A 16,010-nucleotide genomic window follows, 5' to 3' on the forward strand; every position below is an offset into this window, starting at 1 on the left:
TTTACAATGTTTCGGGGGTATATAATAATGGAAAAGTTTTTAATACGCATACAGCCCCTACCTATGCTAATTATAAAGGGAAGAAGCAACCTGTTTTCTGCATTGAGCCAGAAGTGAATATTATTAATCCAATCAATCCAGGTTATGAAAAAATTCCTTTACCTGATATGCCAGACCGCGCAAAATTAGTTTCCATTTTATGGAAAAAGGTGGGTCAAGATCCTGATACTCAAGCCGTTGCACAAAAAATTATTTGGCAAGCAGCCAATGGCTATACCATCCATACCATGACTCGACCAGATGGCAGTACAGTAGATATTCCAAGCATTGAAGCAAAAATCAATAAAGTTGTTCAAGACTATCAAAAGAAACCTAGCTTTGATGGAACGACAGCTAAACTGAACTTAGGAAAGTCGACAGTTTTAACAGATACGAATCAATTAAACTTGTCAGAATTTAATAAAGTGGTCAAAAATACTGCGAACATTGACTATCATGTGAACGGTAACCAATTAACTTTGAGTACGAATGAACAGTCAAAATCGGGTATACTCACACTAGAAAAGTCAGAAGGAACAGGCATGCCAGTTGCTTATAAAAAAGCTGGTGTACAAACCGTGATGGCAGGTGCCATTGATAAACCAACGACTTATACAGTCAAACTGGACATAGAAACAAAAGGTAAATTAAAAATTACAAAAATAGATAAAGAGTCAGGTCAAAAATTACCAGGAACAGTCTTTCATTTAGATTTTGGCGGAAAGTTTCCCACACAAGAAGTGACAACAGGAAATGATGGAACTAGCCTAATTGAAGGGATTCCTCATAACACAAAAGTGACTATTACTGAGAAATCTGTTCCAGTGCCGTATACGATTGACCCAACGCCGGTTTCTGCCACCATAAAAGCAGGTGAAACGATTGAAAAAGTATCTAAAAATCTTCGAGAAAAAGGACAGATCGTTTTAGATAAAAAAGGTGTTGAAACAGGAACCACCCTTTGGAATGAACATTACTCATTAGCGGGTAATCAATTTGAGATACGTAAAAAGAACCCAGATGGACCGATTGTTCAAACGATAACTACGGATACAAAAGGACATGCAGAAACGTCAAAAGATGGTTTAAAAGCGTTAGAATTGGGAACGTATTATGTGACTGAAAGCAAAGCTAGTACAGGGTTTGTAAATACGTTTAAACCAGTCAAAGTGGTCTTAGCTTATCAAAATCAAACCGTGCCTATTTCAGTAGAATATGTAAAAGGAACCAACCAAGAAATTACAGGACAAACTACTTTAACCAAAGAAGACAAAGATACAGGAGCGGATACGCAAGGAAATGCTACGTTTAAAGGGGCACAATATACTTTGTTCTATGGAGAAACCAATCAAAATCATGCTAAAGATACACCTGTAAAATGGCAAGATGAAAGTCATCCAGAAGTTACAAAAGGTAAGAAAGCTTCTGAACAAGAAGTAACGTTAACCATTGATAAAGAAAATCAAGTGGGGGTGAAACACTTAGCCATTTCCAACTACTATTGGAAAGAAACCAAGGCACCTTCTTTGTAATTATAAAATAATTTTATTGTTAGACTAGAATTCGTAAGCGTAAAGCCTAAAATTAAAAGAAACCTGCTAATAAAAGTCAATGAAAAAAGTATTAGCTTATTGGGAGCTACATCATTAGCTTCAACAACATTACTAGGAGGAAGTGTATTTGTAGTAAGTGATACAGTAAATCCTGCTCCAGCAACAGCAGCTACATCTGTTAAAGAAGATAGATCTGACGATTAATCAAATTCCATCAAATCCTAAGAGATGAAAAGCTAAAATATTGTTGTAACGTAGAAAACTATGTATAACTCAGTTTTCTGTTTTAAAATAAAATAAGAATAAAAGAAAACACAATTCTAAGAGGATTGTGTTCTTTTAGGGTGGAATAAATGTTAAATAGGGAATTCTGGCAATAAATTAGCTTGGATATTGCTAAAATTATAATTACTAACATACAAATAACATTACGAAATATCAAGGTGAACAGAGTTTAAGCATAAAAAGATAGTCATACTTTTTATTTTGATTATTCTGTAAATGGCAAATGATCTTTATTGACACAACAGGTATTTTTTATTTCTTGACGATAGATACGAATCAGCTTCTTTATAAATTTTAGTAAATTGATTTACCAGTTTGGAGCTGATTGTTTCTATAAAATAAAGTTACAAAAGGAAAAGTTACGTGTCTGAAACGTCTATTAACATTGAATTTTATACGTTTTCATGTGACGAATAATGACATTCTAAGGAGGTGAACTATATGCGTGATGAAGAAAACAACGAAACTTTGATCAATAATGAACAAGTTGCTTGGTTCGAAGAAGTAGCCGATCAATCATTCGACGATGACGTTTTCGGTGCCTGCACTACTAATACATTTTCATTAAGTGATTATTGGGGAAACAAAGGAAATTGGTGTACAGCTACACACGAATGTATGGGTTGGTGTAAATAATTTTATAAAAAGGAGCTTTTATAATGAATAATGACAAACAAAATGAACCAAATGTGGATTTAGAGTTGGGTAAATACCTAGAGGCAGATTTAATTTCTTTAACAGACGATGAAGTTACAGGAGGAGGAACACCCACAATTACTATTCCTATTTCTATCGCTGTTTCAGGTTGGATTTCAGATAAAACATGTCCAACAAGCGTTTGTACGAGGGCTTGTTAATAAAATGAATGTGAGGTGTGAATGAATGGTTGTCTACAGCAAAAAAGTTTATCCCGAATTAGAGTTAAAAGATTATAATGAGCATATTTTACCCATAGTTCATTATATTGAACAATTAAATTTAAAAAAATTAATTGAACTGCCAACTATAGTAAATTATAAAACAGAGGAAAAATATCCATACTATAATGTATGTATGTCCATTACTAGCGAAATTTGGGATAAAGTTTGGAATAACAAATTAGACGCCTATGTTCACAATCCATTATCTTTCAAAGAAGCTATTTGCGATGATTTATCGCAAGTAGCTTTCTCTTATATGATACGAGGATTTTCTGAACATATAAAATTATTACAAAATGTCGAATTAGAAAATTCGTATTTACTTTATAATGAAACACTAAAAAGAAATAAGATGAAAGAATTTTCTGAGACGTATTTTGTTACTTGGAATAGATGTATTAACTTAATAATAAGTAGAATAAACTCTATTGTAGATACTGTCAAAAGAATACAGCAATACAGAATAGATATTGAGAAAAAATTTAATATTAATAGAGACTTAAAAATAGTGTATGTGAAGTCTGATGGTGATACGCATAATGACGGATCATCAGTGTCAATTATTTATTTTGAAGACAAACAAAAAATTATCTATAAACCACGTTCTGTTTCTGGAGAAGCCGGATACACCAAATTAATTATGGCTATCAATTATAAATTTAATTTGAATCTACCTGTGTTATCTGTGATTAATTGTGGAAATTACGGTTTTACCTCATTTGAAACTAGTGACGAAACTCAGGTTGATATGTATAAAGCTGGCCAACTCGCATGCTTAATGTACTTATTGAATGCGTCCGATATGCATTATAGTAATATATTATGGACACATAAAGGACCGTTGCCAATAGATCTCGAAACGTTATTCCACCCGTCTCGCAATAGATCCGGTATACCAGAATCTAGCAATAGTGCCTATGACTCTTTAGAAAAGTCTGTTTATGGTACTGGAGTACTACCAATTTCTATTAGCGATAAAAACAAAAGTGGTTCAGTTGACGTTGGTTTCACGGGAATTAGAGATAAAAACAGTGTTAGTCCTTTTAAAACCTTTGAATTAATCAACGGATTTAATTCTAACATTAAAGTTGTATGGCATAACTCAGCCACTGTTTCTGAAGATCTTATAAATGACTCGGAATATGAAAAACAGATTTATGAAAACTGTGCTAAAGTTGTCGATGGTTTTACTGATGTCTACTTATTAATACTAAAAAACAAAGAATTTTTTAGTAAAGAAGTAATAACATCTTTTAAAGGTGCTAAACTTCGTTATATCCACAATATGACTTATAGATATGAGCAAATATTACGAGTTTTAACAGCAACAGAACCTTCGAAAGATTTAGATATGGCACATTCACTATTATCTAGAATTGGTATTTTAAGTATGACTAGTGATAAAAATATTACTAAATCCGAATGTAGTCAATTGTGGAAGGGAGATATTCCTTACTTTACAATAAATTTTGATGGTACAGAAATTCATAGTAATAATGATATTGTATCCACAGTTAAAAATAGCCCCCAATCCGAATTTATTCGTAAGATGAAAAAACTATCACAAAAAGATTTAATTAATCAGCAACAAATTATACAACTAGCATTTGTTGCTAAATTAGCAGACCCACACGCGGAAGGAAAATTAAAACTAGAAGAGTTAGAGAATGGGAATCAAAAAGCTATAGAGAAAAAAAGTGATGGACTAAAAAAGACTACAGAGATAATTAAAACTATTAAATGGTTTTCTCAAAATTTATTAAATTCAGTACTTGATGATCGATATGAACATTTGCCAAAAACTTGGGTAGGTGCAGTAGCTAAAAACGGGAATAATGGATGGACACCTGGAGTTTTAGGATACGATTTATATAGTGGCAGAATAGGTCCTGCACTAGTGCTATCTATTGTAGGTAATCAGTTTTCTGATATTGAGGCTACAAATATTTCCAACGATATATTTGAAAAATCTGCTCAAATCCTCGAAAATCAAAGTTTTGAATTAAGGAATGTGTTGTTGTCAGGTAATGGAGCTTTTTCAGGTATCTCTGGGTTACTTTGGGCAATGTATCATGCAGGTACCATTACAAATAACCAACGATGGAAAAACGTCGCTATTAATTCTTGGGAACTTTTAAGAATGGACTTAGAAACTGTTGACAATAATTTTTTTGATATGATTAATGGAAAAAGTGGTGCGATTATAATGCGCTTACAGATGCAAGACACTTTCCATCCAAAACAAGAATTTTTAGATAAGTGTGTTAATTTAGCTTATGAAAAAATTAACGAAATTGATAGTTATATGACTTCTGGAGTTGCACACGGATTAGGACATTTACTTTGGTTTTTTTCTATAATTAATCAAAGAATAAAAGATAATAAAATAAAAAAATTAATTATAGATATAGATACTGCTATCAAGAAGAATTACACAAATAAAGAAGGTGTCATCGAAACTTACTTAACTGAACAGAATGAGCATGTGTCCTCTTCATGGTGTAATGGGTTGTCAGGCTTACTAATTGCTTACTATGAGGCCTATAAAGCGGATGCTTTACCAAAAGTATCAGTAATATCTGTTATAAATCAATTGAAAACCATACCGATCTCATGCGTTCCTGTCCTTTGCCATGGGAGTTTGGGTGTTCTCACTGCTTTAGAATATGTCCACGAATCTTTTCCAGAAGAAACAAAAATACTGATTCATAATATAAAAAATACATTTTGTTCCCCAACATATATCTATGAATATTTTAAAGAAGGGAAAGGTCGATATACACTAAGTCCAGGCTTAATGTCAGGAAAAGCAGGGGCATTGTTACACTTATGTAAACTAGCAAATAGTGATTTGAAAATATCACCTTTATTGTTAGGTGTATAAAATGAAAAATTTTATTTTTAAAAATAAAAGAAAATTAAAACCTACTATTCAGGTAGCCCAAACGGAATGTGGCTTATGTTGTGTTCGAACTATTTTAGAAGCTTATGGATGTCATAAAAAACTTACGGACCTTAGACAAATAAAAGAACCTGGAAGAGATGGACTCGGCTTAACTCAATTAAAAGAATTGTTAATGCACATGGGGATGGATGTTCAAACTTATAAAATCAAAGACTTGAGAGCTTTTGAAGTTGTAGATTTTCCGATAATTGCTTTTTGGAAAGGATATCACTTTGTGTGCATAGAATTATTCAGCGAAAAATATGTTATCATTATGGATCCGTCAATAGGAAGAATAAAAATATCAATTAATGAATTTCAAAAAGATTTTTCTCAGTATATCTTAGTAGCTAAACCCAATAAAAACTTTGTAAAAGTTAAAAAAAATAAATTAGATACTTGGAAAAAAGACTACATTTGGCCGAATAATATGATGAGTCTCTATCTAGGTTTGCTAATGACTAGTATTATTTTAGTAATTATGACTTTATCTATTCCTATATTTACACAATCGTTGATAGATAAGAGTAGTTACTTAAATTCTATATCGTTTGTAAAAACAATAGAATTACTACTATTAGCAATAATTACGATGATTGGTCTAAACACCTTCAGAAGTTACCTTTCAATTAAAATTAGTTACAAATTCAATTGGCATTTATTAGTTGGAGCTTTCGCACATACCTTATCATTACCCGCTAAATTTTTTACAGTACGATCTCCAGGAGAAGTTATTTTTAGATTAAATTCATTGACTAGAATTCAAGATGTTTTAGGAATTACTTTGGTACAAACTTTTCTGGACATAGTTAGTAGTATTGTAATACTTGGATATATTTTTTGGAGTTCTTGGACTTTGGGAATTATTATCGTCACATTAATAATGTTTATGTTTTTATTTTTGATTATAACTCAAAAATATGTAGACTCTGCAACAGATAAAGAATTGCGTGAAGGATCTAGTGTTCAGAGTATCCAATTAGATGCTCTAGCTTCTATAAATAGTGTAAAACTAGGGGGCTATGTACAGTCGTATTTTTCTGATTGGAAAGATAAGCTTACAAAACTTTTATCTGCTTCTTCACATAGGATGTATCTTCAACAAGGTATTGTTGGATCCGTTTTATATGGAATGCAAACTATTTTTCCTTTAATTATTCTTGTTATTAGTCTATATCAGGAAAAATTAGGGACATTATCATTAGGTCAAGTAATAGCTATTCAATCGACTGTTAGTATGTTATTTAATTATTCAAATACAATATTTAGTACCCTTTCAAACATTATGGTGGTAGAACGATATATTGAGTTATCTGAGGATATATTTGACTATCCTATTGAATCAAGTGTTAGAAGTGATCATATTATGGAGTCTGGAAATCTTTCGATAAATAATTTGTATTTTCAATATACTTCTGATACAAAACCAGCGTTGAAAAATATTAATTTAAAAATATTGGATGGAGAAACAGTTGCTTTTGTAGGTGTATCCGGATCCGGAAAAACAACACTAGCCAAAATATGTAGTAGTTTATTTGAACCTACTAAAGGAGATATATTTTTTTCAGATATTAATTTTCAACGATATAACCTTGATCAATTAAGAAAATCAATTAGTTATATTCCTCAAGAGGCTCATTTGCATAATCGCACAATAATAGAAAATTTGAAATTAGGAAGTCAATTAAGTGAAGAAAAAATAATTGAATTATGTAGTTCTTTAGAATTTTTATCTTTTATTTCTGATCTACCAATGGGATACAATACTGTAATTTCTGAAATGGGAGCAAATTTATCTGGTGGACAAAGACAAAGAATTCATATCGCACGAGCAATTCTTCAAAATCCTAAAATACTAATCATGGATGAGGCTACATCATCATTAGATAATATTTCTCAAAGTTCTGTATATACAGAACTATCTAAACTAGAGTGTACAAAAATAGTAATTGCCCATCGTCTAGAAACGATTCTAAATGCTGATAAAATATTTGTTCTTAGAGACGGAGAAATTGTGCAAACAGGTCACCATAATGATCTAGTCCAACAACCTGGAGACTATAAGGATTTATTTAATACGGTAATTGAAAAGGAGAAATAACTGTGCACAATGATAATAAATTAGTTAATATTATAGAAGATATCTTTAAAGATATAGTTGAACACACACACACTACCTTAAAAAGATCTTTTACAACATTTCAAGAAAAAGAAACAGAAGTTTTTATAAAGTGTTTTCATGCTTTAATAGAATATCATATAAATAGAGTCGTTCAGAAAACATTTATTTACGAATTCCATGAATTTCGAAAGAGTTTAAATATGCCTGCTAATCCAAATTCTTCCGTTGCATTTGATCTGTTTTTACAGAAACTGGATAAACAAATGGTTGAAAAATGGCTAAACAAATACAGCTATTTAAGAACAATTATTCATACAATTATAAATAATACAAGCTTATATATTATAGCAGTATGCAAAAATTTTAAGGAAGATATAGATCAATTAAATAATAATGAGATGATTAGTAAAAATTCTTATTTAACTGCTATAAATGCATTAGATTCTGATCCGCACAATGGTTCAAAAATCGTTTTATGTTTTGAATTTTCAAATGAAGAAAAAATTTTATATAAACCCCGTTCTCTAGAAATAGACCAATTAATAGACACGATATTTTCTGATATTCTAAAGTTTAAAGGGCTCAAATATAATACACCAATTGCTCAAACAATATGTCGAAATAGCTATGGTTGGCAAAAATTTATTTCTCATACTTTTATTGATGAGGCAGACTTATCAGAAGCTTATTATAATTTGGGGCTGTGTGCAGCAGTATTCAGAAGTATTGGTGCCACCGATTTACATGATGAAAATGTGATTTTTAACGGAACTACTCCTTATTTCATTGATTTAGAAACTAGTTTAAAACCATCACACGAAGAAATAAATGAGGATTCTATATGGGACGTATTAAATAAAGAACTCTCTAATTCTATTGCTAATACTTGTATAATTCCAGCTAAGTTAATGGTAGCACCACATAATATCTTAATTGGGGCTATTAATACACCTTATCCACAAAAAACAGAAGAATTATGTTTCACTCTGACCAATCCAGGAACTGATGCAGTAGATATATCTAAACAAAATATTATAGTTTCTAGAGATTCAGCTCCTATAATGTTAGAAAAAAATAAATTTCCTAGCCCTCTTCCATACCAGCAAGACTTTGTTAACGGCTATGAAGAAGGTATTAAATCTGTAATAGTAAATCGTGAAAAGATTAGTGATTTATTAAGTAGTTTTCCTTGCACCAGTAGAATAATTGTGAGACCAACTGTTCAATATTTTTTCTTACTGGATGCATGTTTGTATCCCGAAAATTTAATTGATGAGTCTGCTATAGATAAAATATTATCTTATATGAAGCCTTCTAAAATGTTTACAGAATCGGAAAATGCAAGTAAAGTACTTGAGGCAGAAAAAAAAGCTTTAAAAAAAGGAGATATTCCGTATTTTTCAATTGGGTCGAATAAGCATACAATTAATTTAATGAACATAAATACCAATACATTTGAAATGTCTCCAATAGAAAATGCTTTATATTCTTTAAATAATCTTTCTGATCGGGCACTTTTAATTGATAAACGTTTAATTGCAGAGGGGTTTTCTGAAATTAGGATTCATGAAGCAACATTTGAAAATAATAAAACTAAAAAATCACAAGCTAAAATGTTCACTGATGTTTTAAAAGAAGTGACAATAGACAACCCAGATGCATTATTTAAGTTAATAATAAATCAATCTATTACTACAAAATCTAAAAATGCTGAAACAGGTTGGTTAAACGGTGTTTATGGAGACATGAATATTGCTTACAATTCTATATCATGTATTTCGTTGCATGATGCTGGTGGTATTTTATTTCTACTTAAACATTTAACAGAATATAAAAAATGCGTTGATGATATAGAAACAAATGAATTATATATTCGTGCTTCTAAAGGTGTCAACTCTCTTAAAAATACTATTTATGGTTCTACAGAAGTTTCAAATACCCCAATGTCAATTATTTCAGGATCAAATTCTCTTGAATTTCTGTTTAACCATGAACAAAAAAAACTGAAATATCTTGATAAGACTATATCAAAAATTCAATTAGAGAATATTGAAAGTGGAGATGTTTTTTTAGGTCCAATAGGTATTGCATTAGTAAATGCTACTTTTCCTAATACGTCTATCGATAATATCATTTATTTTACAGAAAAATTCCATAATACCAAATTACCTAGTGAAGGAATAGCTCACGGAAATCTAGGTGTTTTATGGACAAATTTCAGATTAAATTATGCCTTGGACAGATTAGATATATGTAAAAATATATTTCATGAAACGACTCGGATTAAGTTTGAGGAATCTGTTGAAAATGTTGGATGGTGCAACGGAAATTCGGGTCTATTAATGGTACTGACAGAAATGGCTACTTTATTAAAAGTTGACATAAATTTATTTGATTTGGCCAAAAAATCTACTATTCTTCCATTAGAAACTCCTTTAGATTTATCAATCTGTCATGGAGTATCAGGTGTTCTTCAATCACTGCTTTTTTCCTTTAAAGTTTCAAAAAAATCTGAGTATATAATGCTAGCTAACGAGTATTGGTTATCCGTCCTTAAACTAATAGACATAAATGGTTACTATACAGGTGAAAAAAACAGGGATTATTTACTTGGATATTTTTTAGGCTGGAGTGGTATGGCTGATTCAGCACTATTATTAAAAATGTACAATGAAGGGTCCTCTCCTTTGATTCCTCTAAATTTGAGTTCCTTAGATTATCAGAAAAAGCTGATGGAGGTGTAAACTATGAAAGCCCTAGTTGCAATAAATCCCAGATACAAAAATTCATTAGAGTTTAAAAAAATGGAAACAGTTAAATTCGGATCTACTAATGTTCTATTTGGATTAGTAGAGTTAAATCAACCCGATTTTGATATAAATAATCTTCAAAATGATGATTATATATTAATAAAAGTTAAATATTTTTCTTGTAACTATAGAGATAAATCTATCTTATTAGAAGCCTATACTTCTGAAAAAAACGAAAATAGATTATTCTTTCCATTTGGTTCAGAATTTAGTGCTGAAATTATTAAGATTGGAAAAAATGTTAATAATTTCAATGTTGGAGATTTTGTCATGCCAAACTGCGAATATCCTCATGGAGTAAAACCAGGAATACCGAGTAATTTTGCATCTTTAGGATGGTTAAAAATTCACAAAAGTAAAGTTATTAAAATTCCAGCACGTCTAAGTCTTGAAGAAGCTGCATGTTTTTCTTTAGGCTCACAAACTGCTTCCAGTATGATTAGACGATCTAATATTTTGAAAGAAAGTGGTAATCCAGTAGTTTTCAGCGCACGCTCTGCAACTTCTATGTTTATTATTCGTCAACTACTTATACAAGGAATTACACCTATATGTATATCTACTACTTCATGGACAGATTTTGAAAAAGAATATATATATCCTTGTGAGGTGGAACGTTTAGAAGACGTATCTTTGCAAGCTATGAAGCGAAATATTACGCACGTTTTTGATCCTTTTTTTGATCTTAATGTAGAAAATGCAGTAAATTTATTACAAATTGGAGGCACTTATATAACTTGTGGGCTTTTAAATCAACACCCTCTTTTATCTGAGAAAATACCTATAGAAAATGAGCCAATTTTAAGAAGAGCACTAAGTATGGGAGTAATGAAAAATATTACATTTATAGGAAACTGCTTAGGAACATATGAAGATTTGCAAAATGCTATCAGTTTAGAGGAAAGATTCTCTGTGAAACCTGTAATTGATAAATCTTATAACGTTAACCAATACCTAGATTTTATAGATCGTTCATTTTTTAACGCTAATAAAATAGGTAAGGTGTCTTTAACCTACCATTAATTACAGTGTACTAAAAATTTAAAATTATTCAGATTTTTAGTACATTTAACTTTACTTTTGTTAAACTTTACTTTAATATTTGGGTAGAGATGTGAAAAAATTGTTAAATTTGGTTCAAAAGCTAGGGGTTTTCTCTTTTTCAACACGAAAAAAGATTTTTGAATCATAACTAAATAAAAGTAAGGAAAGCTATGAAAATACTCGGTAGTTACTTGAATAACTTCAAATAATTCGTTTAAGTGCTTTTAATTTTAGTTAGGACTGTTTTTTGGATAAATAATTAATCTTTACGATATTCTCTACATCGTTTTATCAGTTAAAAGAACTGGTCCCTAGTGATTATCTTTGTCTGAATACTAGTATATTACTTTTGTAAATTTAGATAACAAAGGAAAAATTTTCCCCTGAACTGCTTATGAATACTAAGTTTAAACGTTTTTCACACGGTTAATTAACTATAAGTAGGGTGACTATATGAAGAAAAAAATACACGAAGAATCTATACGTAATAAAGTTTACGAATATAGAGTTTTAGCCAGACTATCACAACAAGAATTAGCTGATAGAGTTGGTGTATCTAAACAAACAATTTTTGTTATGGAAAAGGGAAACTATGTACCGTCGTTACTATTAGCATTTCGAATATCAAATTTTTTTAATGTACCGCTTACAGAGATTTTTGAATACGATTTAGGAGGACAAAATAATGATGAATAAATCTATTGGATTTTCATTTAACGCCTTAAATGAATGGTCAGAAAAAAGTATTGGGAATTATAATTTACTTATTGGTGTTGGTTTTTTACTTGTAATGATTAGTTCTATTACTTTAGTATATCTGTTATTAAAGTTGGGACAAAGAGATGAGCGCACAACAAAAATTCATTTAAATGTATGTTGCTATATGTTGGTAACCATTGTTTTGTGTGACTTATTCTTTCCTAAAGAATACATGCAAAATATACTATTCTTATTCAAATATGCACTAGCATTTTCTATATCTTTAATTTACTTACTTAAAAAATATAAACAAGATTTATGTTAATTACTTATAAAAATCATAGGATGAATATGCTGACTAGCAGTTAGGAGAAAGAATATGAATATTAATAAAGTATCTAAATCTTATAACAATACAAGTGTATTAGATAATATATCTTTCAATTTTAAAAAAGGTGAAATAATAGGATTAGTTGGTAGAAATGGTGCAGGGAAAAGCACGTTAATGAAGATTATTACTGAAAATATCCTTAACTTTAATGGATCTATTATGAGAAATAGCTCGATAGGATATTTAATTGAAGAGCCAAAACTAATAGCAAGTATGTCTGGGTTAGAACATTTAATATATTTTTCTAGAATTTATGGGAATAAATTTGATATAAACGAATTCAAAGATTTATTAGTAAGTCTAAATTTATATCAAATATTGAATAAAAAGGTTAGAGAATATTCTTTGGGAATGAAGCAAAAATTAGCAGTGGTTATTTCTATCTTAAATTATCCAGATTATGTTGTACTAGATGAGCCCACTAATGGAATGGATGTTGAATCATCATATGAAATGTTGAACGCTCTGAAAAAACTTGCTATTAAAACGGATTTAGGTATATTAATTTCCAGCCACAAATTAGAAGATATAGAAATAATCTGTGATAGGATTCTATTTTTAGAAAATGGTGTTCTTATTGGAGAAGAAACAATTAATCAGAGTTCGCAAAACATAATAAAAATTATCTTTTCCAACAATGATGATTTAACTATGTTTATCAATAAGCAAGAATTAGGGAATATTTATAATGTAACTCAAGATACGTTGACATTACAGACAAGCTTAAATAGTAGTGACGTTTTTACTTTATTAGAAGAGTTAAATATATTTATAATTGATTGTCATACTGAAAAAAATACTCTTCGTAATATTTATTTAGATAAATTTGGTGGTGAAAAAAATGAAGTTTAATATAACAGGGTACGTCTCGTATAATCTAAAAAGACTAATAACGCGTGGCTATTTACCACTAGGATTGATGATAAGTATACTCCCAGCATCTATTATGTGTTACATTATTTTAGTTAATTCTGCACCATTTACAATTAAACATATTTCGAATTTCTATTGTATGTTAGGGATAACAGCAATGGTTCTCCAGTCTACGTATTTAATAAATAATGACTTTTCTTACAAAACTATTAGTTTGATATATAATTCAAAAGAAAATAGACTAGGTTATATTATTGGTAACATACTTATTTCTATATTTGTAGGCGCAATATTTTCTGCTATTGGAATAATTTTATTTATCATATCTAAATACTTAGGTGTACCAGGAAAATTAGAGATAATATTTTTATTAGGATTCATACTTGACGTAATTCTAGTCATAGTAATCTATTTTTTATGTGGATACTGTTTATTTTTATCGGGATTTCGTAGTGGTGCAGTGTATGGTATATTAATACTTTTCTTGCTTTTTATCCCTAATTTGCTTTCTAATATAGTTTATGGATATTCAAATCCTTTTTTATCAGCGGTAGTAGAAAATTTTCCTGGCTACTATTTGCCGATTACCGTAGGATCGAATGTATTTACACTATTACAATATATAATTAGTTTAATAACAATATTTGTATTATTTACAGTTGTATTAAAAAAAAGTTTACGGGTAGAAGTTTGATTAAGTTTACTAACGAAAGTTGTGTCTCATATGGAGTATAAAGATATCATTAAATGGTTAATACTTATGTATATATCCTCTAAATCAGCATCATATTTTTATAAAATATTGGACTCAACAATAATTAATATATGGATTTCTAGATTAATATGTTGTGTTGTTGCCGGAATCATAGGTATCATTTTACACAAATATTGGTTTACGATTGTTTAAATAGGATTGATTTTTTAAATTTAAGGTGAAAAAAACCTTGAAATATAAACGTGTAGGAATCCAAAATCATATCGTAAATTTCTTTGATTGCGTCCCAATATTCAATTATATTTTAAAGTTACTAGTCTTTCTATAGTGGAATTGGTAGTTTTTCAAAATTTTTACTAATTGGATTGAATAACAAGGTGATTAGAGTTAGAGGTTATTATGATTTATGAATCAACAAGGTATATCTCAATGTCATTAAGTTAAGAAAAATCGTATATACAATAGTGTGTAATTGAATAAAATTAAGTTGTAATTTAAGTGATCTTTAACAATACCCCCCTCTAGAAGACATGTCTTCTAGAGGGGGGTACAACTTGTTCTACAAGAATTACTTTTTTATTTTTAACTGGTTATATTTTAGAACTTAGTATTGTTATTTTGTTTTACTTCTTTATCAAAATACAAAACTGGATTAAATTCTTCTTTGTTAAGTTCTATTACTTTTACATAGGAAAAGCAGGAAAGCTTAAATGTTTTCCTGCTTTCTTAACTGAATGACACTGAGGCATACCTTGTCGGTTCTTTTTCATATTCTGATTGTTTACAGGTAAACAGTAGGATATTCAAGTTGGGCATACGTCATTTGTGTCAATTTTGAGTATACTTTTTTTAATCTATTTAGTGTCTTGAAAAAGAGAATGTTTTGGTTGTTATAGATATGAAGCAGGAAACAACCATTAAATTTCCAGCTCATGTTCTTTGACAACTAAATAAAAATCTATCAGTACCTTCCATATACGGGGAGCATGTTTTAGCTACGCCAAGACAAAGAAAAAAATTCTTCGAGCGAATAATTTCTAAAGCAACTTAACTGTCAATTAAGGCCAAGATTCGTAAATGAACTAATGATACTTCCGTGAGGCTCGCCATAACGAGGGGAGAGGTGAAATTCCTATGATGCTTTTGACAAAAGCAGCTGATAGATTTAAAGAGATATTTATCATATAGAAAGAAAAATAAACAATTTAAACTGAATGGATGAAAGAAGTGAAAAAATTGGAACAAGTGATAGAATATAGTGCTCAAATACTCTTACCGAAAAATTTCATTCTAATTCAAAGAGAGGAGTACGATCATTTAATAAGAGCGGGTTTTAAAGGAAACTGTATTTCTGTAGAAGCGTTTAGGAAAAAACATACTTGTTTAAGTCGACCAATGTTTAATGAACGAATTCTTTTAAATCCGAGATTTAAAAAAATCTTAGATATAAGAGAAAATCCCAATGGTTGTGTCTCGTATCCAAAAGGTGGTAGTGCTGGCAAATATTATATATTAGAAAGTAAGATGTTAATGTTTATTGAAGAGTATTTTTCCGAGATTTTTACCAGTTTTCAGATAGATGCGGTATAATTATTTTGACCATAGCTATTTAAAA

Annotated in this window: 11 protein-coding genes and 1 pseudogene (1 of these 12 cut by a window edge); all 12 read left to right on the top strand. The window is 30.0% G+C overall.

Features of this window, described 5'->3' with window-relative positions:
* A pseudogene (locus IGK54_RS04395) lies at positions 1-1,562 on the top strand (MSCRAMM family protein); its annotated part reaches 151 nt to the left of the window's first position; the annotation flags it as partial.
* A gap of 756 nt (positions 1,563-2,318) precedes the next feature.
* Positions 2,319-2,513, top strand: coding sequence for a plantaricin C family lantibiotic (locus tag IGK54_RS04400; RefSeq protein WP_010824504.1), 195 nt, complete (start codon positions 2,319-2,321; stop codon positions 2,511-2,513).
* Between the two features lie 23 nt (positions 2,514-2,536).
* Positions 2,537-2,734, top strand: coding sequence for a class II lanthipeptide, LchA2/BrtA2 family (locus IGK54_RS04405; protein ID WP_010824505.1), 198 nt, complete (start codon positions 2,537-2,539; stop codon positions 2,732-2,734).
* 25 nt (positions 2,735-2,759) lie between these two features.
* Entirely contained in the window at positions 2,760-5,681 is a 2,922-nt protein-coding gene (gene lanM, locus IGK54_RS04410; RefSeq protein ID WP_010825116.1) for a type 2 lanthipeptide synthetase LanM, read from the top strand.
* 1 nt (position 5,682) lies between these two features.
* Positions 5,683-7,842 (top strand): peptidase domain-containing ABC transporter, encoded by a 2,160-nt coding sequence (locus tag IGK54_RS04415; protein WP_010824507.1) that lies wholly within the window; start codon positions 5,683-5,685, stop codon positions 7,840-7,842.
* Positions 7,843-7,844: 2 nt separating this feature from the next.
* Positions 7,845-10,607: a type 2 lanthipeptide synthetase LanM gene (lanM, locus tag IGK54_RS04420; RefSeq protein WP_010825118.1), complete on the top strand. Its 2,763-nt coding sequence runs from the start codon at positions 7,845-7,847 to the stop codon at positions 10,605-10,607.
* Positions 10,608-10,610: 3 nt separating this feature from the next.
* Positions 10,611-11,696, top strand: a complete 1,086-nt coding sequence (locus IGK54_RS04425; RefSeq protein WP_010825119.1) for an alcohol dehydrogenase catalytic domain-containing protein — start codon at positions 10,611-10,613, stop codon at positions 11,694-11,696.
* A gap of 474 nt (positions 11,697-12,170) precedes the next feature.
* Positions 12,171-12,413 (top strand): helix-turn-helix transcriptional regulator, encoded by a 243-nt coding sequence (locus IGK54_RS04430; RefSeq protein WP_010824510.1) that lies wholly within the window; start codon positions 12,171-12,173, stop codon positions 12,411-12,413.
* Positions 12,403-12,741, top strand: a complete 339-nt coding sequence (locus tag IGK54_RS04435) for a hypothetical protein (protein WP_010824511.1) — start codon at positions 12,403-12,405, stop codon at positions 12,739-12,741. The genes IGK54_RS04430 and IGK54_RS04435 overlap by 11 nt, the downstream gene beginning before the upstream one ends.
* Positions 12,742-12,795: 54 nt before the next feature.
* Positions 12,796-13,659 (top strand): ABC transporter ATP-binding protein, encoded by an 864-nt coding sequence (locus IGK54_RS04440; protein WP_010824512.1) that lies wholly within the window; start codon positions 12,796-12,798, stop codon positions 13,657-13,659.
* Positions 13,660-13,819: 160 nt separating this feature from the next.
* Entirely contained in the window at positions 13,820-14,374 is a 555-nt protein-coding gene (locus tag IGK54_RS04445; protein ID WP_241408306.1) for an ABC transporter permease, read from the top strand.
* Between the two features lie 1,239 nt (positions 14,375-15,613).
* The gene (locus IGK54_RS04450; RefSeq protein ID WP_002408082.1) at positions 15,614-15,985 is read left to right on the top strand and encodes a DUF771 domain-containing protein; all 372 of its coding nucleotides are present in this window, start codon (positions 15,614-15,616) and stop codon (positions 15,983-15,985) included.
* Positions 15,986-16,010 lie beyond the last annotated feature (25 nt).

The organism is Enterococcus sp. DIV2384, from assembly GCF_050534975.1.
Classification (GTDB): Bacteria; Bacillota; Bacilli; order Lactobacillales; family Enterococcaceae; genus Enterococcus; species Enterococcus faecalis.

What these genes read in the sequence shown, in the direction of transcription:
- IGK54_RS04400 (WP_010824504.1), top strand. Translation starts at nt 2,319, where the DNA reads ATGCGTGATGAAGAAAACAACGAAACTTTGATCAATAATGAACAAGTT.
- IGK54_RS04405 (WP_010824505.1), top strand. Translation starts at nt 2,537, where the DNA reads ATGAATAATGACAAACAAAATGAACCAAATGTGGATTTAGAGTTGGGT.
- lanM (WP_010825116.1), top strand. Translation starts at nt 2,760, where the DNA reads ATGGTTGTCTACAGCAAAAAAGTTTATCCCGAATTAGAGTTAAAAGAT.
- IGK54_RS04415 (WP_010824507.1), top strand. Translation starts at nt 5,683, where the DNA reads ATGAAAAATTTTATTTTTAAAAATAAAAGAAAATTAAAACCTACTATT.
- IGK54_RS04425 (WP_010825119.1), top strand. Translation starts at nt 10,611, where the DNA reads ATGAAAGCCCTAGTTGCAATAAATCCCAGATACAAAAATTCATTAGAG.
- IGK54_RS04430 (WP_010824510.1), top strand. Translation starts at nt 12,171, where the DNA reads ATGAAGAAAAAAATACACGAAGAATCTATACGTAATAAAGTTTACGAA.
- IGK54_RS04435 (WP_010824511.1), top strand. Translation starts at nt 12,403, where the DNA reads ATGATGAATAAATCTATTGGATTTTCATTTAACGCCTTAAATGAATGG.
- IGK54_RS04440 (WP_010824512.1), top strand. Translation starts at nt 12,796, where the DNA reads ATGAATATTAATAAAGTATCTAAATCTTATAACAATACAAGTGTATTA.
- IGK54_RS04445 (WP_241408306.1), top strand. Translation starts at nt 13,820, where the DNA reads ATGTTAGGGATAACAGCAATGGTTCTCCAGTCTACGTATTTAATAAAT.
- IGK54_RS04450 (WP_002408082.1), top strand. Translation starts at nt 15,614, where the DNA reads ATGAAAGAAGTGAAAAAATTGGAACAAGTGATAGAATATAGTGCTCAA.